This window comes from Pseudomonas sp. G11 (assembly GCF_029457515.1).
GTDB lineage: Bacteria > Pseudomonadota > Gammaproteobacteria > Pseudomonadales > Pseudomonadaceae > Aquipseudomonas > Aquipseudomonas gorinensis.
This window is the reverse complement of record NZ_CP120377.1, coordinates 1-21,645: the sequence shown is the minus strand read 5'-3', so window position 1 is coordinate 21,645 and position 21,645 is coordinate 1. Positions and strand designations below refer to the sequence as shown.

Sequence of the window (21,645 nt, the reverse complement as noted above, 5' to 3'; positions counted from 1 at the left end):
AGGGCCTACGATAACACAGCGCCTGCCAGGCAACAGCGGCGCACGTATACAGGAAAGAGGGATGAGTATTCGCGATTGGCCCGTAGCGGAACGTCCGCGGGAGAAACTTCTGGAATGGGGCGCGGCGAGTCTGTCCGATGCGGAGTTGTTGGCTATCTTCCTGCGCACCGGGGTTTCCGGGCGAAGTGCGGTGGACCTCGCACGCCACCTGTTGGTGCAATTCGGTGGCCTGCGCCCGCTGCTGGAGGCCAGCCAGGCGCTGTTCAGCCAGCAACTGGGGCTGGGGCCGGCGAAGTTTGCCCAGTTGCAGGCGGTGCTGGAAATGTCCCGGCGCCACTTGGCCGAGCGGTTGCGGAGTGACTCTGTATTGGAAAGCCCGGTGGCCGTGCGTGATTACCTCAAGGCGTTGCTGCGCCATGAGCCCCACGAGACGTTCGGTTGCCTGTTTCTCGATTCAAAACATCGTGTACTGGGTTTCGAGGCGTTGTTCCAGGGCACCATCGACGCCGCCATGGTTTACCCCCGGCAGGTGATCAAGCGCGCCCTGGCGTACAACGCGGCGGCGCTGATCCTGTGTCACAACCATCCTTCGGGGAATGTGGAGCCCAGCGCCGCTGATCGAAAATTGACCAAGGTGCTGCAAAAGGCCCTGGAAGTGGTGGATGTGCGAGTGCTGGATCACATCATCGTGGGGGATGGGGATCCGTTGTCGATGGCGGAATACGGATGGATGTAGCCCCCGCCCATTGGATGGGGGCTATTGGGTCAGGGCTTGACGCTGACTTTCGAGAAGTCCTGCCGCCCGAACGGGCTCACCTGGTAGCCCTCGACGGTTTTGCGCGCCAAGGCAAACGCCGTCGGGTGCGCCAGGGGCAACCACAAGGCCTGCTGCTGGATCTGCGCCTGGGCCTGTTGATACAGCTTGCTGCGCACCCCTTGTTCGCTGGTGGTCTTGCCGGCGCTGATCAGCTTGTCCAGGGCAGGGTCGCAGTAGCGGGCGAAGTTGGTGCCGGATTTTACGGCGGCGCAGGAGAACTGCGGGGTGAGGAAGTTATCCGGGTCGCCGTTGTCGCCGGCCCAGCCCATGAACAGCAGGTCGTGCTCACCGGCTTTGGCACGGCGAATCAGTTCGCCCCATTCGATCACGCGAATTTCGGCCTGGATGCCGACCTTGGCCAGGTCCGCTTGCAGCAGTTGCGCACCGAGGTTCGGGTTCGGGTTAAGCAGGCTGCCGGTGGGGCGTGTCCAGATTGTGGTCTTGAAGCCGTCCTTGAGCCCGACACGTTCGAGCAAGGCCTTGGCCTTGGCGAGGTCCTGTGGATAACCGGGCAGCTCTTTGGCGTAGCTCCAGGTGTTGGGCGGGAAGGGGCCATCGGCGGCTTCGGCGGTACCTTCGAACACGGCCTTGAGGTAGCTGGCCTTGTCGAATGCCAGGTTGATTGCCTGGCGCACTTCCGGCTTGTCCAGGGGCGGATGCTGGCTATTGATTGCAACGAATGCGGTCATGAATGCGGCGGTTTTTTCCACCTTGAGCGCGGGGTCCTTCTCGGCTTCGCCGACATCCAGCGGTTTGGGGGACAAGGCGATCTGGCATTCATTGCGGTGCAATTTCTGCAGCCGCACGTTTGCGTCTGGCGTAATGGCGAAGATCAAGTTATCCACAGCCGGTTTGCCGGCAAAGTAGTCGGGGTTGGCCTTGTAGCGAACCACGGCATCTTTCTGGAAGCGCGTGAAGATGAACGGCCCGGTGCCGATCGGTTGGCTGTTGAGTTTTTCCGGGGTGCCCGCCTTGAGTAATTTGTCGGCGTATTCGGCCGGGTAGATCGAGGCAAAACCCATGCTCAAGGCCGCCAGGAAGGTGGAGTCGGCGTGGTCCAGGGTGAAGCGCACGGTCAGTGGGTCGAGGGCGTCGATCTTCTTGACCAGGGTCGGCAATTGCAGCGACTGGGCATGGGGGAAGCCGCTCTGGGCGATCTTGTGCCACGGGTTGGCCGGGTCAAGCATGCGCTCGAAGCTGAAGCGCACGTCTTCGGCAGTCAGCGTGCGACTCGGGGTGAAGTACTCGGTGCGATGGAATTTCACGTCCGGGTGCAGCTTGAACGTATAGGCCAGGCCATCCGGCGAAACCTCCCAGCTATCGGCGAGGCTCGGCACCAGCTTGCCACTGGCGGCGTCATAGTCCACCAGACGGTTCATCAGCACGTCGGCCGAGGCGTTGGTGGTCGTCAGCGAATTGTATTGCACCACGTCGAACCCTTCGGGGCTGGCCTCGGTGCAGACGCTCAAACTGGTGGCCGCCAGGGCCTGCGGCACGACAAATAGAGGGGCTAGCAATAGCGGTAGGGCTGCGAGGCGCATATTAGGTTTCCTTTGCAGATCGAAGGCCCATCTGCGAGTGCAGTCTGGAAAAGTCCTACCGTAGTGGTCTGATTCATAAATGACTAGCCCATTTTTGCCTGTGCTTTTGGCTCAAATGCTGTTTTGATGGCGCCTCAGCGCGTTTCGCTGTGCGCCTCACTGCGCGCGCGAGCGCTGTAAGTCATTCTGTGCGACGAGCGGTCGGCTGTTACAGCGGCCCCTCCTGGCAACGGTTCGGGCGTATGTCGCCGAGATTTACGCCGGTAAAAACACACGGGCTGTTGTTGCACTTGGGTCTTTCTGGTATAAAGCAGCGCTCTTTTCTAGGGGCCCGGTTCCTTCGCTTGTAGGTGTAGCCGGTAAGACCCTAAAGAAACGCGGCGCCTGGCGCCAAATGACTGAGAGATTAAGCGGCCAACCCATGCCGGGTTGGGCATGTGGTTTTAGAGGGCTGAGGCATGTCGAGAGTCTGTCAAGTTACCGGTAAGGGTCCGGTGACTGGGAATAACATTTCCCACGCAAATAACAAAACCCGTCGTCGTTTCCTGCCGAACCTGCAGCATCACCGCTTCTGGGTTGAAGAAGAGAAACGTTTTGTTCGCCTGCGTGTATCTGCCAAAGGCATGCGTATCATCGACAAGCGTGGCATCACTGTCGTGCTGGCCGAAATCCGCGCCGCTGGCAAGATCTAAGGAGCTCTATCATGCGTGAATTGATTCGAATGATCTCTAGCGCCGGTACTGGTCACTTCTACACTACCGACAAGAACAAGCGTACTACCCCGGACAAGCTCGAAAAGAAAATGTTCGACCCGCGCGTTCGCAAGCACGTGATCTACAAAGAAGGCAAAATCAAGTAATTGGTTTTCTTCCTTGTGAAAAAAAGCCCGTATCTCACGATGCGGGCTTTTTTTTGCCTGGCGTTTGTTGATCAGGCCTTCTGCTCGAACACCACGTAGATCTTGCGGCACGGTTCCAGCACTTCCCAGGTACCACTGAAGCCGGCGGGGATCACGAAGCGGTCGCCGGCGCGCAAGGTCTTGGCGTTACCGTCGCCGTCGCGCAGTACCGAAACCCCCTGCACAATTTCGCAGTATTCATGCTCGGTATAGTTGACCTTCCACTGCCCGACTTCTCCTTCCCAAACCCCGGCGCTCATCTGGCCGCATGGGCTGTTGTAGTGGTTGTAGATGGTTTGTTCGGGGTCGCCCTTGAGGATTTTCTCGGCGGCAGGGCGGTAGCGGTCGGGCGCCGTGTTGGCCTGGCTGAAGTCGACGATGTCCTGGATGCTCATGTGCGTGTCCCGTCTGGCCTGCGGTTGGAGAGCCCAAAGTCTATGTTTATTAAAATGAACATCGCAAGGGCGTTTACCGCCGTTATGTCAAATATATTGAAACATCCCCAGCCGCTGGTTTAGGGTGGCAGCTGCCTTGAGCCGAACAGCAGGCTGGCCGGGCAAGAATTCTTTGAGGCTGCCGGGGGACATCACCTGGCCCTTGTATTCAATAAGAGGAGGACACTCGCATGACCACCCTGACCCGTGCCGACTGGGAACAACGCGCCAAGGACCTGAAGATCGAAGGCCGCGCCTATATCAATGGCGAATACACTGCCGCCGCTTCCGGTGACACCTTCGAATGCATCAGCCCGGTCGATGGCCGCCTGCTCGCTACCGTTGCCAGTTGCGATGCCGCCGACGCCCAGCGCGCCGTGGAAAATGCCCGTGCCACCTTCAATTCCGGCGCCTGGTCGCGCCTGGCACCGGCCAAGCGCAAGGCCGTCATGATCCGTTTCGCCGCGTTGCTCAAGGCCAATGCCGAAGAGCTGGCGCTGCTTGAAACCCTGGATATGGGCAAGCCGATCAGCGACTCCCTGAACATTGACGTGCCTGGCGCAGCCAATGCCCTGAGCTGGAGCGGTGAGGCGATCGACAAGATCTATGACGAGGTCGCCGCCACCCCTCACGATCAGTTGGGCCTGGTAACCCGTGAACCGGTTGGTGTCGTCGGCGCCATCGTGCCGTGGAACTTCCCGCTGATGATGGCCTGCTGGAAACTGGGGCCGGCGCTGTCCACCGGTAACTCGGTCATCCTCAAGCCCTCCGAAAAATCCCCGCTGACTGCCATCCGCATTGCGGCCCTGGCCGTTGAGGCCGGCATTCCAAAAGGCGTGTTCAACGTGCTGCCGGGCTATGGCCATACCGTGGGTAACGCGCTGGCGCTGCACATGGATGTCGACACCCTGGTGTTCACCGGCTCGACCAAGATCGCCAAACAGCTGTTGATCCGCTCCGGCGAATCGAACATGAAACGCGTATGGCTGGAGGCGGGCGGCAAGAGCCCGAACATCGTGTTCGCCGATGCCCCGGATCTGCAAGCCGCGGCCGAATCCGCCGCGGGTGCCATTGCCTTTAACCAAGGCGAAGTCTGCACTGCCGGTTCACGCCTGCTGGTGGAGCGCTCCATCAAGGATAAATTCCTTCCGCTGGTGATCGCCGCGCTGAAGGGCTGGAAGCCAGGCAACCCGCTGGACCCGGCCACTAACGTCGGCGCGTTGGTGGACACTCAACAGATGAACACCGTGCTGTCCTACATCGAAGCCGGCCATGCCGACGGTGCAAAGCTGGTGGCAGGCGGTAAGCGTACCCTCGAAGAAACCGGTGGCACCTACGTCGAACCTACGATTTTCGATGGTGTGACCAACGCCATGAGGATCGCCCAGGAAGAAATCTTTGGCCCGGTCCTGTCGGTCATTACCTTCGATAGCGCTGAAGAAGCCATCGCCATCGCCAACGATACCCAATATGGGCTGGCGGCGGCGGTGTGGACGGCCGATATCTCCAAGGCGCACCTGACCGCCAAGGCCCTGCGTGCCGGCAGCGTGTGGGTCAACCAGTACGATGGCGGTGACATGACCGCGCCATTCGGGGGGTTCAAGCAGTCGGGTAACGGTCGCGACAAGTCGTTGCATGCGTTCGACAAGTACACCGAGCTGAAGGCGACCTGGATCAAGCTGTAAGCAGCGCCGCTGAACCCCTGTAGGAGCGAGCTTGCTCGCGAAAAACGTCAACGATAACGCGTGCTGTCTGGTAACACGCGGTGTCCTTGAGTTCTTCGCGAGCAAGCTCGCTCCTACAGTTCGTTTGCAACCCTGAAAAGTATCCACAGGAGCGTGGAAATGCGTTGGGCGACTTATTTCGCCGTCCTGGCCTCGGTACTCAGTGTCGGCCTGGCGCTGGGCGTGAGCATGCCACTGGTATCCCTGCGCCTTGAGGGCTGGGGCTACGGCAGTTTCGCCATCGGCGTGATGGCCGCGATGCCGGCCTTTGGTGTGCTGCTGGGTGCCAAGGTCTCCAGCCGCCTGGCCTCTTGGCTGGGCACTGCCAACCTGATGCGTCTGTGCCTATGGGCCGGTGCCGTGTCCATCGGTTTGCTGGCGATCCTGCCCAGTTACCCGGTGTGGCTGGTGCTGCGGCTGATGATCGGGGTGATCCTGACCATCGTGTTTATCCTGGGTGAAAGCTGGATCAACCAATTGGTAGTGGAGCAGTGGCGCGGCCGGCTGGTGGCGCTGTACGGCTGCAGCTATGCCTTGAGCCAGCTGTCAGGGCCACTGCTGCTGGGTGTGATCGGCACTGATCATGACTACGGTCTCTGGGTGGGTGCGGGGCTGCTGATGGTCGCGCCGCTGTTGCTGCTGGGGCGTTCCGGCGCGCCGACTGCCGATTCGTTCAGTGTGACCCTTGGCGACCTGTGGCGCTTCTGCCTGACACTGCCGGCGATTGCCTGGGCGGTGGCGTTATTCGCTGCGTTCGAAGCGATGATTCTGACACTGTTGCCGGTGTATTGCCTGCAGCAGGGCTTCACCGCCGAGATAGCCTTGGCGATGGTCAGCACCGTGGTGGTGGGTGATGCGCTGCTGCAGTTGCCCATCGGTGCCTTGGCCGATTACTTGCCGCGGCGCACGCTGTTCTTGAGTTGTGCGCTGCTGTTGCTGGCGTCGAGCCTGGCGATTCCTTTGTTGATGCAGACGGTGTTGATCTGGCCGGTGTGGGTGCTGTTCGGCGCCAGTGCCGGAGGGTTGTTCACCTTGTCGCTGATTCTGATTGGCGAGCGCTACCGTGACGATGCGCTGGTGCGCGCCAATGCCCATATCGCGCAGCTGTGGGGGATCGGCTGCTTGATCGGGCCGTTGGTGGCGGGTGCAGGCAGCCAGTGGATCAGCGGGCATGCCCTGCCTTGGCTGATGGCGGCCGGGGCGCTGGGGCTGGTGGTGCTGTTGTTGCGCCAGGGCGCATTTGGTGCTGCGCAGCCCGCTTGATCTGGAAGCAATCAACTGTGGGAGGGGGGCTTGCCTCCTCCCACATTGGATCTTCGCTGTTCTTAGAGCATGCGTTCCAGGCCGACCGAGTTGGCGAACCACGCATTGAACCGGCGCCACCAACTGCCCGGCTCGCGGGTCAAGGTGTGTAACTGACCGTTATCCTCGGTCACCCACACCACTTGGCCATTCTGCAATTTCGCCTCATAACTCAAGGCGGGTGCCATGCCTTGCAGTGCCAGGTTGCGTACGTGTTCCGCCAATTCGGGGCTGTCGACCAATACGCCCACTTCGGTGTTCCACAACACTGAGCGCGGGTCGAAGTTGAATGAGCCGATAAACGACTTCGTCCGATCAAAGATCATCGCTTTGCTGTGCAGGCTGGAGTCCGAGCCCTTGAACGTGCCGCGGCGAAACAGGTGTGGGCCGCTGCCTGCGCCAGGGGCACCCGGTTGGCGGCGCAATTCGTAGAGTTTCACCCCATGTTCCAGCAGCGCCTTGCGATACGGCTCGTAGCCGCCATGCACAGCGGGTACGTCGGTGGCTTCAAGGGAGTTGGTCAGCAGGCTGACCGACACGCCGGCGTCGGCGCGACCGGTGAGGTACACCAGCCCAGGCTGCCCAGGCACGAAGTACGCCGAGATCATGATCAGCTCGTGGTTGACGCCTTCCAGTTCCGGCGACAGTTGGGTAGTCAGCAGGAGTCGAGGATCCGGATCATTCTTGGCCAGCACCTTGCTCGGCGCGTCCCACAACGCCTGGTTCCAGGCCCAGATCAACTCGCGGCGCCAGATGTCCATGCGCGGTTTGGTCTTGTAGGCGCGCAGGCGGTTGTACAGGGCGTGGTTCTGCTGGCGGGATTGGGCCAGGGATTCCTCCAGGAGAAGCCGTGCAGTCGCCAGGTCACCTTTGGATGGCAGGTTGGAGATGAACTCATTAATGGGTTTGCTCAGGGCGCTGTTCCAGTACTGGTCGAAGCTGTGGCCCAGCTGCTCGGCCACCGGGCCCACACTGAGCATGTCGATATCGGTGAAGTTGAGGTTGGGTTCGGCGTCGAAATACTCGTCCCCGAGGTTACGCCCACCGACGATGGCCACGCTGTTGTCCGCCACCCACAGTTTGTTGTGCATGCGCCGGTGTTGCAGCGACAGGTTGAACAGCCGCCCCATGGTCCGTGTTACGCCGGTGCTGCGCCCCAGATGCAGAGGGTTGAACAGGCGAATCTCGATCTGGGGATGAGCGGCGAGGGTGGCGATGATCTGGTCGAGGCCATCGCTGGTGGTGTCGTCCAGCAGGATGCGCACCCGCACACCACGATCAGCGGCCTTGAGCAGTTCATCCACCAGCATGCGCGTGCTGATGCCGTCGTGGACGATGTAGTACTGCAGGTCGAGGCTGGTCTGGGCATTACGGATCAGCTCGGCGCGGGCCATGAACGCTTCACTGCTGTTGGGCAGCAGGCGAAAGCCAGAGCGGCCTTGGTAGGGCGCGGCCTGGGCCTGGATCGAGCGGCCGAACGACGAATCCTTCGCTGGCAGGGCGTCGCTGGGGATGCGTGGCGCATTGACCGTGGCGCAACCGCCCAGGGCCAGGGCTCCCAGCAGGAAAAACGGTAAAAGCCGTCGAATCATCAAGGGAGTCGCTTCCAGATCAGGGCGGTTGTCGGCATATGACGGCAATTTCCCAAGAAAGGTCAGTCGGCCGCCTCGGCCAGCAGCTTGCTCGCGGCGGTGCCGACCTTGCGCACGGCTTCTTCAATCTGTGGCGTTGGCTTGGCAGCGTAGTTCATGCGTAGGCAATTTCTGTACTTGCCGGAAGCCGAAAAGATGCTGCCCACCGCCACCTGTACGCCTTGTTCCATCAGCACGCGGTTGAGCTTGAGGGTGTCGAAGCCCTCCGGCAGTTCTATCCACAGCATGAAACTGCCTTGCGGCCGGCTGGCGCGGGTGCCCGCCGGGAAGTATCGGCTGACCCAGTCGAGCATCAAGTCGCGATTACGCTGGTATTGCGTGCGCATCCGCCGCAAGTGCGGTTCGAAATGGCCGCCCTTGAGGAATTCGGCGATAGCGATCTGCGGCTGGGTGGCGGTGGAGCCGGTGCTGATGTATTTCATGTGCAGCACCCGCTCCAGATAGCGACCCGGCGCGACCCAGCCGATGCGCAGGCCTGGCGCCAGGGTTTTTGAGAACGAACTGCACAGCAGCACGCGGCCGTCCTCGTCGAAGGATTTGATGGTACGCGGACGCGGGTAGCTGTAGGCCAGTTCGCCGTACACATCGTCTTCGATGACTGCCACGTCAAAGCGCTGGGCCAGGGTCAGCAACGCTCGCTTGCGGGCCTCCGGCATGATGTAGCCCAGGGGGTTGTTGCAGTTGGGGGTCAGTTGGATGACCTTGATCGGCCACTGTTCCAGCGCCAGTTCCAGGGCTTCCAGGCTGATGCCGGTGAGCGGGTCCGTGGGGATTTCCAGCGCCTTCATGCCCAGGCCCTTGAGGGTCTGCATGGCACCGTGGAAGCTGGGTGAGTCCACCGCCACGATATCCCCGGGCTCGCAGATCGCACGGATGCTGGCGGACAACGCTTCATGGCAGCCGGTGGTGATCACGATGTCTTCGGCACTCAGTTGGCAGCCGGAATCCAATGACAGTCGGGCGATTTGCTCGCGTAATTCCATACAGCCGAGGATGTTGTCGTAATACAACCCCGGCAGATCCTGGCGCCGACTGACGCGAGCCAGGCTGCGCAGCAGGGGCTTGAGGGTGGGTGACAATACATCCGGCATGCCGCGACCCATCTGTATGACGTCTTTGCGCGGGACTGCGCGAATCAATTCCAGCACCTGATCCCACTGGGAGATTTCCACCGGGCGCTGGGCCGGGCGGCCGATCTCGGGCAGCGCCGGCAACTCCCGACCCACCGGTACAAAGTAGCCGGACTTGGGCTTGGGCATTGCCAGGCCATTGTCTTCCAGTAACCGATAGGCCTGCTGCACGGTGCTCAGGCTGACCCCGTGCTCGACGCTTAAGGCGCGTACGGACGGCAGTCGATCGCCGGGGCGATAGAAACCCTGTTCAATGCGCGTGCCCAGTAATTCGGCGAGGTTAACGTAAAGCGTCATGGCGGTCGCTCCGGGAGACCAGTACAGATAGGGAAAAAATACAGGATTCAGCCGCGCATGGGCAGTTTCTGTATGGATTTAATAAAGATGGGTTGGATCTGTAATGGTTTTGCCTGCTCGCCCATTCTAGTCACTCATGGCAACAAGCAAATGAGGGGCAGCAAAATGAACGGCATGAGTGATGTGCGGCTGATGTTACACAGTCAGGAATTGCAGGCTGGGCAAGAGCGGGCGACGTCGCCGCGCGAGATCAGCCGTTGGAGTCTGTTCTGGCACCGCCGCCATACGCGCAAGGCCTTGCTGCACTTGACCCGCGAGCAGTTGCGTGACGTTGGGTTGACCCCAGAGCAAGCACGCCAGGAAGGCCTGAAGCCTTTCTGGCGTGATTGATCAGACCCATTCTTTAAGGCGGTGCCAGAGCATCCCCAGCGCCAACAGCGGCGAACGCAGGTGTTTGCCGCCGGGGAAGGTGATGTGCGGCACCTGGGCGAACAGATCGAAGCGGCCCTGCTGTTGGCCGCTGATGGCTTCGGCCAGCAGTTTGCCGGCCAGGTGTGTGGCGTTGAGGCCATGGCCAGCGTAGGCCTGGGCGTAATACACATTGGGTTGATCCGCCAACCGGCCTATCTGCGGCAGGCGGTTGGCGCCGATGCCGATCATGCCGCCCCATTGGTAGTCGATCTTCACGTCAGCCAGCTGTGGGAACACCTGCAACATCTTTGGCCGCATGTAGGCGCCGATGTCCTTGGGATCGCGTCCGGAATAATGGCAGGCCCCGCCGAACAGCAGGCGACGATCGGCAGACAGGCGGAAATAATCCACGGTCACCCGTTGGTCACACACCGCCATGTTCTGCGGCAACAAGTTGGCGGCTTGTACCGGGCTCAAGGGTTCGGTGGCGATGATGTAGCTGCCGGCGGGCAGCACCTTGCCGCTCAGTTGCGGGTTGAGGCCGTTCAGGTAGGCGTTGCAGGCCAGCACCAGGGTCTTGCTGCGTACGTTGCCCTGAGCGGTGTGCACGTTGACCTCGGGGCCATAGTCGATGCGCGTCACTTCGGACTGCTCGAACAGGCGCACGCCCAATTGCCCGGCGGCTGCCGCTTCACCCAGTGCCAGGTTCAGCGGGTGCAGATGGCCGGAGCCCATGTCGATCATGCCGCCCACGTAGCGGTCGGAGCCGATCACGCTGCCCATCTCACTGGCTTGCAACAGGCGCACTTCGTGGCGATAACCCAGGCTGCGCAGTTCTTCGGCGTCTTCGGCCAGGCCATGCAGGTCGCGAGGTTTGTTGGCCAGGTCGCAATAGCCCCAGGTCAGGTCGCAAGGGATCTGGTAGCGTTCGACGCGTTCACGCACGATCTCCACGGCCTCCAGGCCCATGAGTTTCATCTGGCGCACGCCGTCGTTACCAATCACGTTGGCGAACTGCTCCAGCCCGTGGCCGACACCGCGAATCAACTGGCCGCCATTACGCCCGCTGGCGCCCCAGGCGATCTTGCGGGCCTCCAGCAGCACCACGCTGAAGCCGCGCTCAGCCAACTCCAGGGCCGTATTGAGCCCGGAGAAACCGCCGCCGATCACGCACACATCAGCGCTCACCTCGCCGGTCAACATCGGGTATTCCGGTTGCGGCACGCTGCTGGCGGCGTAGTAGGAAGCGGTGTGCCGGGCGCTGGCAGTCATGGGGAACATCCCTGTTTGGAAAATTTGACGCAGGATACAGCGGTCGGACGAAGCTGTCTGCGCAGGGCGTTTTGCTTCAGAATCTACGTCTATTCGCCGTTCGGTACGTGTTTCGATGAGTTGCAACAGCCAGAAAATCAGTGCGCTGCGCCGACAGATTCCTTCGTTCGAGTGCGTTCCCGGTTGCCACGATTGCTGTGGGCCGGTGACTACATCGCCCGAGGAAATGTCCCGCCTGCCGCGCAAAACCGCGGCCGAGCAGGAAGCCGCCATGGACGAGCTGAACTGTGTGCACCTGGGGCCCAATGGCTGCACGGTGTATGACGAGCGGCCGTTGATCTGCAGGCTTTTCGGCACCACCAAGACCTTGCCTTGCCCCAATGGGCGGCGGCCGGTGGAGCTGATTCACCCACGGGTGGAGAAGCAGATCCATGAATACATGGCGAGTACCCGGCAGGTGCTGGTCTGACGATGTACGCGGTCAAAATGTGGGAGGTGCTTGCTCCCACCGTTGACCCCGTTGTGTCAGTCAGTCCGGAATTGGCAGGTTCAGGCTCTCTTTCACCTCTTCCATCACGATATAGCTCTTCGACTCCCGCACATGGGGCAGCTTGAGCAGGATATCGCCGAGCAATTTGCGGTACGACGCCATCTCGGAAATCCGCGCTTTCACCAGGTAGTCAAAGTCCCCCGACACCAGGTGGCATTCCAGCACATGGGGCAGTTTCAGCACGGCGCGGCGGAACTCTTCAAAGGTGTCGCCGGATTTGTAATCGAGGCTGATCTCGACAAATACCAGCAAACTTCCCTTCAAATGCTGGGGGTTGAGCCGTGCGTTGTAGCCCATGATGATCCCTTCGCGCTCCAACCGCCGTACCCGCTCGGTGCACGGCGTGGTGGAGAGCCCGACCTTTTCCCCCAGCTCGGTGAACGAAATTCGCCCGTCGGTTTGCAGGATGCGCAGGATGTTGCGATCGATCTTGTCCAGCTCCCGCTTGGTCTGAGTGTTGGTACGCATAGGGGATACGCCTCTGTGAAAAGGGTTTTTGCCGAGAATTGTCGCCAAATATAGGCAGTTATATAGTGAAATGCACTGGCGATTGCTTTTTATACTGCGCACATCATTGCTCGAACAACACACGTCGGCGGTCAAGCCGCGATGAGGATATAAAAATGCGCGTTCTGGTCTTGGGTAGCGGCGTCATTGGTGTGACCAGTGCCTACTATTTGGCGCGGGCTGGCTTTGAAGTCGTCGTGGTCGACCGTCAGCCTGCCGCTGCCATGGAAACCAGTTTCGCCAACGCCGGCCAGGTGTCCCCAGGCTACGCCTCGCCATGGGCCGCGCCGGGTGTGCCCCTCAAGGCTATCAAGTGGCTGCTGCAACGCCACGCCCCGCTGGCGATCAAGGCCACGGCCGATATTGATCAATACTTGTGGATGGCGCAGATGCTGCGTAACTGCACCGCCAGCCGCTACGCGGTGAACAAGGAGCGCATGGTGCGCCTGTCCGAGTACAGCCGCGATTGCCTCGACGAACTGCGCGCCGAGACCGGCATCGCCTACGAAGGCCGCAGCCTCGGCACCACCCAGCTGTTCCGCACCCAGGCCCAGCTCGATGGCGCCGCCAAGGACATCGCCGTATTGAAAGAATCCGGGGTGCCGTTCGAGCTGCTCGACCGCGCCGGTATCGCCCGTGTTGAGCCAGCCTTGGCCAGTGTCACCGATATCCTCGCCGGTGCCCTGCGCCTGCCCAACGACCAGACCGGCGACTGCCAGATGTTCACCACCCGCCTGGCCGACATGTGCAGGCAACTGGGCGTGGAGTTCCGCTTCGAACAGGACATCCAGCGCCTCGACTACGCTGGCGACCGCATCAACGGTGTGTGGATCGACGGCAAGCTGGAAACCGCTGACCGCTACGTGCTGGCTCTTGGCAGCTACTCGCCGAAGTTGCTCAAGCCGTTGGGGATCAAGGCCCCGGTGTACCCGCTCAAGGGCTACTCGTTGACCGTGCCGATCACCAACCCGGCGATGGCCCCCACCTCGACCATTCTCGACGAAACCTACAAGGTCGCGATCACCCGTTTCGACAACCGCATCCGCGTGGGTGGCATGGCTGAAATTGCCGGTTTTGACCTGTCGCTTAACCCGCGTCGGCGTGAAACCCTCGAGATGATCGTCAACGACCTTTATCCTCAGGGCGGCGATTTGACTGAAGCCACTTTCTGGACCGGCCTGCGCCCGACCACACCCGACGGCACACCGATTGTCGGCGCCACCCCGTTCAAGAATCTGTTCCTCAATACCGGCCACGGCACCCTCGGTTGGACCATGGCCTGTGGCTCTGGCCGCTTGCTGGCTGACCTGATGGCGAAGAAAACCCCGCAGATCAGCGCCGAAGGCCTCGACATTTCCCGTTACGGCAACCACCAGGAGTCCGCAAAACATGTCAATCCAGCGCCAGCTCACCAATGAGCGCATGAGCCAGATCGTTGTCCACAGCGGTAGCGTGTATCTGGCAGGCCAAGTCGGCGACGACATGAGCGCCGGGATTGAACAGCAGACCCGTGAAACCCTGGCCAATATCGAGCGCCTGCTGGACCTGGCGGGTACCGACAAGACCAAGTTGCTGTCGGTGACGATCTACCTGAAAGACATCGATGCCGACTTCGCCGGTATGAACGCGGTATGGGACAAGTGGTTGCCCAAAGGTGCTGCCCCGGCCCGTGCCACGGTTGAAGCGAAACTGTGCGAACCGGAAATCCTGGTAGAGCTGTCCGTCGTGGCCGCTTTGCCATAAACAACGATCCCTCTCCCGGTGCCGACGCGGTTAGTCGGCGCCGGTTTTTTCTCCACTCTGCCGCCTAGAAGCCTGCCGCCATGCGTCCAGCCCGTGCCCTGATCGACCTCCAAGCCCTGCGCCACAACTATCAATTGGCCCGTGAAGTCACGGGGGCCAAGGCCCTCGCCGTGATCAAGGCCGATGCCTACGGCCATGGTGCCGTGCGGGTGGCCCAGGCGTTGGAAGCCGAGGCCGACGGGTTTGCCGTGGCCTGCATCGAAGAAGCACTGGAACTGCGAGCTGCCGGCATTCGCGCGCCAGTGTTATTGCTGGAAGGTTTTTTCGAAGCCGATGAGCTGCCGCTGATCATCGAGCATGATTTCTGGTGCGTGGTGCATTCGCTGTGGCAACTGGAAGCTATCGAACAGGCCACCCTGAGCAAGCCGCTGACCGTCTGGCTCAAGCTGGACTCGGGTATGCATCGCGTGGGCCTGCACCCCAAGGATTACCCAGCGGCGTACCAGCGGCTGCTGGCCAGTGGCAAAGTCGCCAAGATTGTATTGATGAGCCATTTCGCTCGCGCCGATGAACTCGATTGTGTGCGCAGCAATGAACAGGTGGCCGTGTTTGAGGCGGCGCGTCAGGGCTTGTCAGCCGAGGTCAGCCTGCGTAACTCGCCTTCGGTGATGGGCTGGCCAAACGTATCCAGTGATTGGGTTCGGCCAGGCATCATGCTGTACGGTGCGACGCCGTTTGGCGAAGACCAGGCCGTCGCCGCGCGTTTGCAGCCGGTGATGACCCTGGAGTCGAAAGTCATCTGCGTGCGTGAACTGCCGGCCGGCGAGCCGGTGGGCTACGGCGCCAAGTTCATCACGCCAAAACCGATGCGCATCGGCGTGGTCGCCATGGGGTACGCGGACGGCTACCCACGCCATGCGCCAACGGGCACGCCGGTGCTGGTGGCGGGGCAACGCAGCCAGTTGCTGGGGCGTGTGTCCATGGACATGCTATGCGTCGATCTCACCGATGTACCCCAGGCCGGCCTCGGTTCCACCGTGGAACTGTGGGGCAAGAATATTCTTGCCAGTGATGTTGCAGTCGCCGCCGAGACCATTCCCTACCAGATCTTCTGCAACCTTCGCCGTGTGCCAAGGCTCTATTCCGGGGCTTGATCGACCTCGACGAACGGAGCCGGCCAGGATTTAGGCCCAAGTGTTGTAAATACTGAACGCTGTCGCCATGATAACGCTCAATTACAACAAAGCCTGAATCCTAGGAGGCTCCCGCATTGGACGTCGGCGAACGACTGCAATCCATCCGTAAACTGAAGGGTCTTTCCCAGCGCGAGCTCGCCAAGCGCGCGGGTGTCACCAACAGCACCATTTCGATGATCGAAAAAAACAGTGTCAGCCCTTCCATCAGTTCCTTGCGCAAGGTGCTGGGCGGCATCCCTATGTCGATGGTCGAGTTTTTTTCTGAAGAGATCCTCCAGGAAATACCGACACAGATCGTCTATAAAGCCAATGAGCTGATCGACATCTCCGACGGTGCCGTCACCATGAAACTGGTGGGCCGGGCGCACCCGAGCCGGGCCATCGCATTTCTCAATGAAATCTACCCGCCAGGCGCCGACACCGGCGAAGAAATGCTCACCCACGAAGGCGAAGAAACCGGGATTCTGGTGGAAGGTCGACTGGAGTTGGTTGTCGGTCTTGAAACTTTTGTGCTCGAAGCCGGCGATAGCTACTACTTTGAAAGCACCAAGCCCCATCGTTTTCGCAATCCGTTCGACGTGCCGGCGCGACTAATCAGCGCAGCCACACCCGCGAACTTTTAACAACAGAGGCGCCCTGCCAGCGTTGCAGAGGTTCCCGCAGCCGTATTCCGCCAGGCTGAATCTCCCTTTATTTAATGGGGTTGTTTCAGCCAGGCGGGCTAACCGTTATACTTTCGCCGCCTGCGAAACCGTGGCCGCAGGCGTGAATAGCCACCATTGAGGGTGAACGCGTGAACCTAATTATGAAAATGCTGGCTGCACCAGCAACCGTACTGGCCCTATGGGCTGTCAGCGCTCAAGCTGCGACCAATGATGACATTGCCAAGCGCCTGGAGCCTGTAGGCCAGGTTTGCGTCCAGGGGCAGGAATGCAAGGGGATGGAGGTGGCTGTGGCTGCTGGTGGCGGGGGCGCCGCTAAAACGCCTGATGATGTGATCGCCAAACACTGCAACGCATGCCACGGCACCGGCCTGCTGAATGCTCCGAAGATCGGTGATACCGCTGCCTGGAAAGAGCGGGTAGGTCATCTGGATACTGTATTGGCGGAACTCAAGATCGAGGACCCGCAGAAAGGCACCAAGGGGTTGGCCCAGGTCGCCAAGCATGGCTTGAACGCCATGCCTCCGATGGGGACGTGTGCTGATTGCAGCCTCGAAGACCTTGAAGGTGCGATCAAGAAGATGTCCGGTCTGTAATCAGCCGATCTTCGTCAAAAATGCCGCTTACGAGCGGCTTTTTTGTGCCCGTAATGTGTGTTTCGAGGCTGTTCTTTGCAGCAAAGACCCTGCAAGCTCGGTCAAACCCCTAATCACGGAATGTTCAGGAGGGTCGGATGGTGCAGTTGTGTTCAATCGAGCAAGCAGTTGACGACGTACTGGCACGCTTGCCGGCGCATATCCACATGGGCATGCCCTTGGGCCTGGGCAAGCCGAACCTGTTCGCCAATGCGCTGTACCGGCGTATCGCCAAGCTGCCGGAGCGGGCGCTGACGATCTACACCGCGCTGAGCCTGGGCCGTCCGGCCTTGGGCGATGGCTTGCAGAAGCGCTTTCTCGAACCCTTTATCGAGCGGGTGTTTGGCGATTACCCCGAGCTGGATTTTCTCGCCGACCTGCACAAGGACAGTCTGCCGGCGAATATCCACGTGCAGCAGTTTTTCATGCAGCCTGGCAGCTTGCTCCACAGCACCTCGGCGCAGCAGGATTACGTGAGCAGCAACTACAGCCATGCCGCACGCGACATCAATGCCGCCGGCCTCAACCTGGTGGCGCAGTTGGTGGCCAGCAGCGCCGAACACCCCGATCGCCTGAGCCTGAGCTGCAACCCCGACATCACCCTCGACCTGTTGCCGATGATCGCCAAGCGTCGCGCCGCAGGGGAAACCATTCTGGTGGTTGGCCAGGTCCACAGCGATTTGCCCTACATGCCTGGCGATGCCGAGCTGGGCATGGACGAATTCGACTACCTGCTCGATGAAAAGGACAGCACCACCTTATTCTCCACGCCGAACATGCCCGTGGGGTTCCAGGATCACTTTATCGGCCTGCACGCCAGCACCCTGGTGCGTGATGGGGGAACCTTGCAGATCGGCATCGGCTCGATGGGCGATGCGCTGACGGCCGCGCTATTGGCGCGCCAGGCCGACAACGAAGCCTATCGCTTGCTGCTGACGGACCTGGATGTGTACCAGTGGGCGCCACTGATCAGTCGTGAGGGGGGTGTCGATCCCTTTACCCGCGGTCTTTACGGCTGTAGCGAAATGTTCGTCAACGGTCTTCTGGTGCTGGCGGATGCGGGAATTGTGCGACGCAAGGTCTACCCCGATGTGGCAACCCAGGCACAAGCCAATGCCGGGCTCCTTGACGACGCGGCACAACCCGACGGTGTCTCGATCCACGGCGGCTTCTTCCTCGGGCCGCGCAGTTTTTACCAGCGCTTGCAGGAGATGACCTACGCCAAGCGTCAGGCATTCAACATGACCCGCATCAGCTACATCAACGAGCTGTACGGGCAGGAAGAGCTCAAGCGTTTACAGCGCCTGGATGCGCGGTTTATCAACAGCGCGATTGCGGTGACATTGCTCGGTGCCGGGGTTGCCGACCAACTGGAAGGTGGTCACGTGCTCAGCGGCGTGGGCGGGCAGTACAACTTTGTTGCCCAGGGCCATGCGCTGGAAGGCGCGCGATCGATCCTGATCCTGCGCAGTTGGCGCGAGGCGGGGGGCGAGGTCAGTTCCAATATTGTCTGGGAGTACGGCCATTGCACCATCCCACGGCACCTGCGGGATATCGTCATCACTGAATACGGCATTGCCGACCTGCGTGGGCAGACCGATGCCAAGGTGATCGAGGCGTTGCTCAACATTACCGACTCACGCTTCCAGGCCGACTTGATCGAGCAGGCGCAAAAGGCCGGCAAGTTGCCCAAGGATTTCCAACTGGACCCACGCTTTAGCGACAACACGCCGGAGCGGCTCCAAGGTATCCAGGCGCGGCATCGCCGACTGTTTCCGGAATATCCGCTGGGTACTGATTTCACCGATGAGGAGCGGGATCTGTTGCGCGCGTTGAACTGGCTCAAGAGCAAATTCAAACTGACGGAGATTCTGGAGTTGGGCAAGGCGGCGCTGGATGCACCGGAGCCGGAGGCGTTTCCTGAACATCTGGTGCGGATGCGGTTGGATAAGCCGGAGGGTTTGAAGGAGGACCTCTACCAGCGTTTGTTGCTTGCCGGCCTCCAGGCTACCGCGCATTAATTGTCATTCGGTTAAGGTTTTTTTGTAGGAGCGAGCTTGCTCGCGAAAAACGTCAACGATAACGCGTGTGTCCTGAAGGAACGCGGCGCCTGGGAGTTTTTCGCGAGCAAGCTCGCTCCTACAGAAGGCGATGTTGGCTTAACTGACGGGCATTGGGGTTTACCCCCTCCCACATTTTGATCGTGCTCACCTGGCATTTGCTGTGTAGCAAATTACTCGATGAAGGTAACGACGCCACCTTCCAGCGACTGCACACGCGCCAGCGATTCAACCCGATAACCCTGCGCATCCAGCTCCGCGCGACCGCCTTGGAACGACTTCTCGATCACAATCCCCAAGCCCGCAACGGTCGCGCCGGCCTGCTTGATGATCGAGATCAGGGCCTGGGAGGCCTTACCGTTGGCCAGGAAGTCATCGATGATCAGCACGCGGTCACTGCTGGTCAGGTGGCGTGGTGAGATCGCCACGGTGCTTTCTACTTTTTTGGTGAAGGAATACACCGTTGCCGACAGCAGGTTTTCGGTGAGGGTCAGGGATTGCTGCTTACGGGCGAAAATCACCGGCACGCCGAGGTTCAGGCCGGTCATGATCGCTGGGGCAATCCCTGATGCTTCGATGGTGACGATCTTGGTGATGCCCGAGTCCTTGAACAACGCGGCGAACTCATCGCCGATCAGCTTCATCAGCGCGGGGTCGATCTGGTGGTTCAGAAAGGCGTCGACCTTGAGTACCTGATCGGAAAGCACGATGCCTTCTTCGCGAATTTTCTTGTGCAGTGCTTCCACGGAAAGCTTCCTCTAATGGCGCGTTGTGCGCCGAAAGTAGATTGAAAAGTAGTCGATTCTAGCGCTTTAACATCGCGCGTATATCCGCCAGGGCGGTGTTGCCGCGAACGGCCTTCACCTCGGTCGGGGTGTCGTCATTGCCTTCCCAGGCCAGGTCGTCCGGCGGCAGTTCATCCAGGAACCGGCTGGGGGCACAATCGATGATTTCGCCGTATTGCTTGCGCTTGGCGGCAAAGGTGAAGGCCAGGGTCTGACGCGCGCGCGTAATGCCCACGTAGGCCAGGCGTCGTTCTTCCTCGATGGTGTCGGCTTCGATGCTGGAGCGATGGGGGAGGATTTCCTCTTCCATGCCCATGATGAACACGTAGGGGAATTCCAGGCCCTTGGATGCATGCAAGGTCATCATCTGTACCCCTTCGGCGCCGTCTTCCTCTTCCTGCTGGCGTTCGAGCATGTCGCGCAGCACCAGCTTGCCGATGGCGTCTTCGACGGTCATTTCGCCGTCTTCGTCTTTTTCCAGGGTGTTCTTCAGCGCTTCGATCAGGAACCAGACGTTGCCCATGCGGTAATCCGCGGCCTTGTCGCTGGAGCTGTTGGTGCGCAGCCAGTTTTCATAGTCGATGTCCATGACCATGCTGCGCAGGGCGCTGATCGGGTCTTCGCCGGCGCACTGTTCGCGCACTTTGTCCATGAAGCGCTTGAAGCGCGACAGGCGATCGGTGAAGCGCGTGTCCAGGTGTTCGCCCAGGCCGATTTCGTCGGTGGCGGCGTACATCGAGATCTTGCGTTCGGTGGCGTAGTTGCCGAGCTTTTCCAGGGTGGTGGAACCAATCTCGCGGCGCGGCACGTTGATGACGCGCAGGAAAGCGTTGTCGTCGTCCGGGTTCACGATCAGGCGGAAGTAGGCCATCAGGTCCTTGACTTCCTGGCGTCCGAAAAAGCTGTTACCGCCCGACAGGCGATACGGCACCTGGTGGTGCTGCAACTTCAGTTCGATCAGCTTGGCCTGGTAGTTGCCGCGATAGAGGATCGCGAAGTCGCTGTAGGGCCGGTCGGTGCGCAGGTGCAGGCTGAGGATCTCCACGGCCACGCGCTCGGCTTCGGCGTCCTCGTTGCGGCAGCGGATCACGCGGATCTCGTCGCCGTGGCCCATCTCGCTCCACAGTTGTTTTTCAAACTCGTGGGGGTTGTTGGAGATCAGCACGTTGGCGCAACGCAGGATTCGGCTGGTGGAGCGATAGTTCTGCTCCAGCATCACCACTTTCAGGGACGGGTAGTCGTCCTTGAGCAGCATCAGGTTTTCCGGGCGGGCACCGCGCCAGGCGTAGATCGACTGGTCGTCGTCGCCGACCACGGTGAACTGGTTGCGCGTGCCGATCAGCAACTTCACCAGCAGGTACTGGCTGGCGTTGGTGTCCTGGTATTCGTCCACCAGCAGGTAGCGCACCTTGTTCTGCCACTTTTCGAGGATGTCGGCGTGTTCCTGGAACAGCTTGACCGGCAACAGGATCAGGTCGTCGAAGTCCACGGCGTTGAACGCCTTGAGCGTGCGCTGGTAGTGGGTGTAGACGATGGCGGCAGTCTGCTCCTTGGGGTTGCGCGCGTTTTCCAGGGCTTCGGCGGGCAGGATCAGGTCGTTTTTCCAGGCGCCGATCATGTTCTTGATCTCGTCGACGCCGTCGTCGCCCGCGTATTCCTTCTGCATGATGTCGGTCATCAGGGCTTTGACGTCGGTCTCGTCAAAGATCGAAAAGCCCGGTTTGTAGCCCAGCCGCACATGCTCCTTGCGGATGATGTTCAGGCCCAGGTTGTGGAAGGTGCACACGGTGAGGCCACGGCCTTCGCCACCCTTGAGCAGGGTGCCGACACGCTCTTTCATTTCCCGCGCCGCCTTGTTGGTAAAGGTCATGGCGACGATGTACTGGGCGCGGATGCCGCACTGCTGGATCAGGTGCGCGATCTTGCGGGTGATCACGCTGGTCTTGCCGGAGCCTGCACCGGCGAGCACCAATAGAGGGCCGCCGACGTAGTTCACGGCTTCTTGCTGCCGGGGATTGAGTCGGGACAT

Annotated in this window: 21 protein-coding genes; 13 read left to right on the top strand and 8 right to left on the bottom strand. The window is 60.6% G+C overall.

What is annotated here, in order from left to right; genetic code table 11:
- Nucleotides 1-61: 61 nt before the first annotated feature.
- Nucleotides 62-736 (top strand): DNA repair protein RadC, encoded by a 675-nt coding sequence (gene radC / locus P2T68_RS00105; protein WP_024078093.1) that lies wholly within the window; start codon nt 62-64, stop codon nt 734-736.
- Nucleotides 737-765: 29 nt separating this feature from the next.
- Here the strand turns inward: radC and P2T68_RS00100 are convergent, their stop codons facing one another.
- The gene (locus tag P2T68_RS00100; RefSeq protein ID WP_102624888.1) at nt 766-2,358 is read right to left on the bottom strand and encodes an ABC transporter substrate-binding protein; all 1,593 of its coding nucleotides are present in this window, start codon (nt 2,356-2,358) and stop codon (nt 766-768) included.
- A gap of 458 nt (nt 2,359-2,816) precedes the next feature.
- Between P2T68_RS00100 and rpmB the strand changes: the two genes are divergently transcribed.
- Together rpmB and rpmG are read left to right on the top strand one after the other, a co-directional pair.
- Complete coding sequence (gene rpmB / locus P2T68_RS00095; RefSeq protein WP_003176907.1) at nt 2,817-3,050, top strand: 50S ribosomal protein L28; 234 nt, start codon at nt 2,817-2,819, stop codon at nt 3,048-3,050.
- Nucleotides 3,051-3,061: 11 nt separating this feature from the next.
- On the top strand, nt 3,062-3,217 hold the full coding sequence (gene rpmG, locus P2T68_RS00090) for a 50S ribosomal protein L33 (RefSeq protein ID WP_003176906.1): 156 nt from the start codon (nt 3,062-3,064) through the stop codon (nt 3,215-3,217).
- Nucleotides 3,218-3,288: 71 nt separating this feature from the next.
- Here the strand turns inward: rpmG and P2T68_RS00085 are convergent, their stop codons facing one another.
- A complete protein-coding gene (locus P2T68_RS00085; protein WP_024078091.1) occupies nt 3,289-3,651 on the bottom strand; it encodes a cupin domain-containing protein in 363 nt (120 codons plus the stop codon).
- A gap of 230 nt (nt 3,652-3,881) precedes the next feature.
- Between P2T68_RS00085 and P2T68_RS00080 the strand changes: the two genes are divergently transcribed.
- Both P2T68_RS00080 and P2T68_RS00075 read left to right on the top strand, forming a co-directional pair.
- On the top strand, nt 3,882-5,375 hold the full coding sequence (locus P2T68_RS00080) for an aldehyde dehydrogenase (protein ID WP_024078090.1): 1,494 nt from the start codon (nt 3,882-3,884) through the stop codon (nt 5,373-5,375).
- A 159-nt stretch (nt 5,376-5,534) separates the two neighbouring features.
- Nucleotides 5,535-6,677 (top strand): MFS transporter, encoded by a 1,143-nt coding sequence (locus P2T68_RS00075; protein WP_069077269.1) that lies wholly within the window; start codon nt 5,535-5,537, stop codon nt 6,675-6,677.
- Nucleotides 6,678-6,739: 62 nt separating this feature from the next.
- Here the strand turns inward: P2T68_RS00075 and P2T68_RS00070 are convergent, their stop codons facing one another.
- A complete protein-coding gene (locus P2T68_RS00070) occupies nt 6,740-8,308 on the bottom strand; it encodes a phospholipase D family protein (RefSeq protein WP_069077270.1) in 1,569 nt (522 codons plus the stop codon).
- Nucleotides 8,309-8,370: 62 nt separating this feature from the next.
- Entirely contained in the window at nt 8,371-9,795 is a 1,425-nt protein-coding gene (locus P2T68_RS00065) for a PLP-dependent aminotransferase family protein (protein ID WP_168233054.1), read from the bottom strand.
- 165 nt (nt 9,796-9,960) lie between these two features.
- On the opposite strand from P2T68_RS00065, the gene P2T68_RS00060 reads away from it, so the two are divergent.
- Entirely contained in the window at nt 9,961-10,185 is a 225-nt protein-coding gene (locus tag P2T68_RS00060) for a DUF1127 domain-containing protein (RefSeq protein ID WP_024078086.1), read from the top strand.
- On the opposite strand, the gene P2T68_RS00055 is transcribed toward P2T68_RS00060, so the two are convergent.
- The gene (locus P2T68_RS00055; protein WP_277378892.1) at nt 10,186-11,478 is read right to left on the bottom strand and encodes an FAD-binding oxidoreductase; all 1,293 of its coding nucleotides are present in this window, start codon (nt 11,476-11,478) and stop codon (nt 10,186-10,188) included.
- 115 nt (nt 11,479-11,593) lie between these two features.
- Here P2T68_RS00055 and P2T68_RS00050 point away from each other — a divergent pair, with 115 nt between their 5' ends.
- Nucleotides 11,594-11,947: a YkgJ family cysteine cluster protein gene (locus P2T68_RS00050; protein WP_017135860.1), complete on the top strand. Its 354-nt coding sequence runs from the start codon at nt 11,594-11,596 to the stop codon at nt 11,945-11,947.
- A 60-nt stretch (nt 11,948-12,007) separates the two neighbouring features.
- On the opposite strand, the gene P2T68_RS00045 is transcribed toward P2T68_RS00050, so the two are convergent.
- Nucleotides 12,008-12,496, bottom strand: a complete 489-nt coding sequence (locus P2T68_RS00045) for an Lrp/AsnC ligand binding domain-containing protein (RefSeq protein ID WP_003176896.1) — start codon at nt 12,494-12,496, stop codon at nt 12,008-12,010.
- 155 nt (nt 12,497-12,651) lie between these two features.
- Here P2T68_RS00045 and dadA point away from each other — a divergent pair, with 155 nt between their 5' ends.
- The 6 genes from dadA to P2T68_RS00015 all read left to right on the top strand — a co-directional run bounded on the left by dadA (nt 12,652) and on the right by P2T68_RS00015 (nt 18,792).
- Nucleotides 12,652-13,953: a D-amino acid dehydrogenase gene (gene dadA / locus P2T68_RS00040; RefSeq protein WP_024078084.1), complete on the top strand. Its 1,302-nt coding sequence runs from the start codon at nt 12,652-12,654 to the stop codon at nt 13,951-13,953.
- Nucleotides 13,925-14,278, top strand: a complete 354-nt coding sequence (locus P2T68_RS00035; RefSeq protein WP_277378891.1) for a RidA family protein — start codon at nt 13,925-13,927, stop codon at nt 14,276-14,278. Before dadA ends, P2T68_RS00035 begins: the two co-directional genes overlap by 29 nt.
- Before the next feature lie 80 nt (nt 14,279-14,358).
- A complete protein-coding gene (alr, locus tag P2T68_RS00030) occupies nt 14,359-15,432 on the top strand; it encodes an alanine racemase (protein ID WP_102625040.1) in 1,074 nt (357 codons plus the stop codon).
- Nucleotides 15,433-15,548: 116 nt separating this feature from the next.
- Nucleotides 15,549-16,097 carry a cupin domain-containing protein gene (locus tag P2T68_RS00025; protein WP_003176893.1) on the top strand — a complete coding sequence of 183 codons (549 nt, stop codon included), beginning with the start codon at nt 15,549-15,551 and terminating at the stop codon, nt 16,095-16,097.
- A gap of 170 nt (nt 16,098-16,267) precedes the next feature.
- Nucleotides 16,268-16,732, top strand: coding sequence for a c-type cytochrome (locus tag P2T68_RS00020; RefSeq protein ID WP_172831364.1), 465 nt, complete (start codon nt 16,268-16,270; stop codon nt 16,730-16,732).
- A gap of 137 nt (nt 16,733-16,869) precedes the next feature.
- Entirely contained in the window at nt 16,870-18,792 is a 1,923-nt protein-coding gene (locus P2T68_RS00015; protein WP_193689963.1) for an acetyl-CoA hydrolase/transferase family protein, read from the top strand.
- Between the two features lie 212 nt (nt 18,793-19,004).
- Here P2T68_RS00015 and P2T68_RS00010 read toward each other — a convergent pair whose 3' ends face one another.
- Together P2T68_RS00010 and rep are read right to left on the bottom strand one after the other, a co-directional pair.
- A complete protein-coding gene (locus tag P2T68_RS00010; RefSeq protein ID WP_024078079.1) occupies nt 19,005-19,577 on the bottom strand; it encodes a xanthine phosphoribosyltransferase in 573 nt (190 codons plus the stop codon).
- A gap of 58 nt (nt 19,578-19,635) precedes the next feature.
- Nucleotides 19,636-21,645: a DNA helicase Rep gene (rep, locus tag P2T68_RS00005; RefSeq protein ID WP_024078078.1), complete on the bottom strand. Its 2,010-nt coding sequence runs from the start codon at nt 21,643-21,645 to the stop codon at nt 19,636-19,638.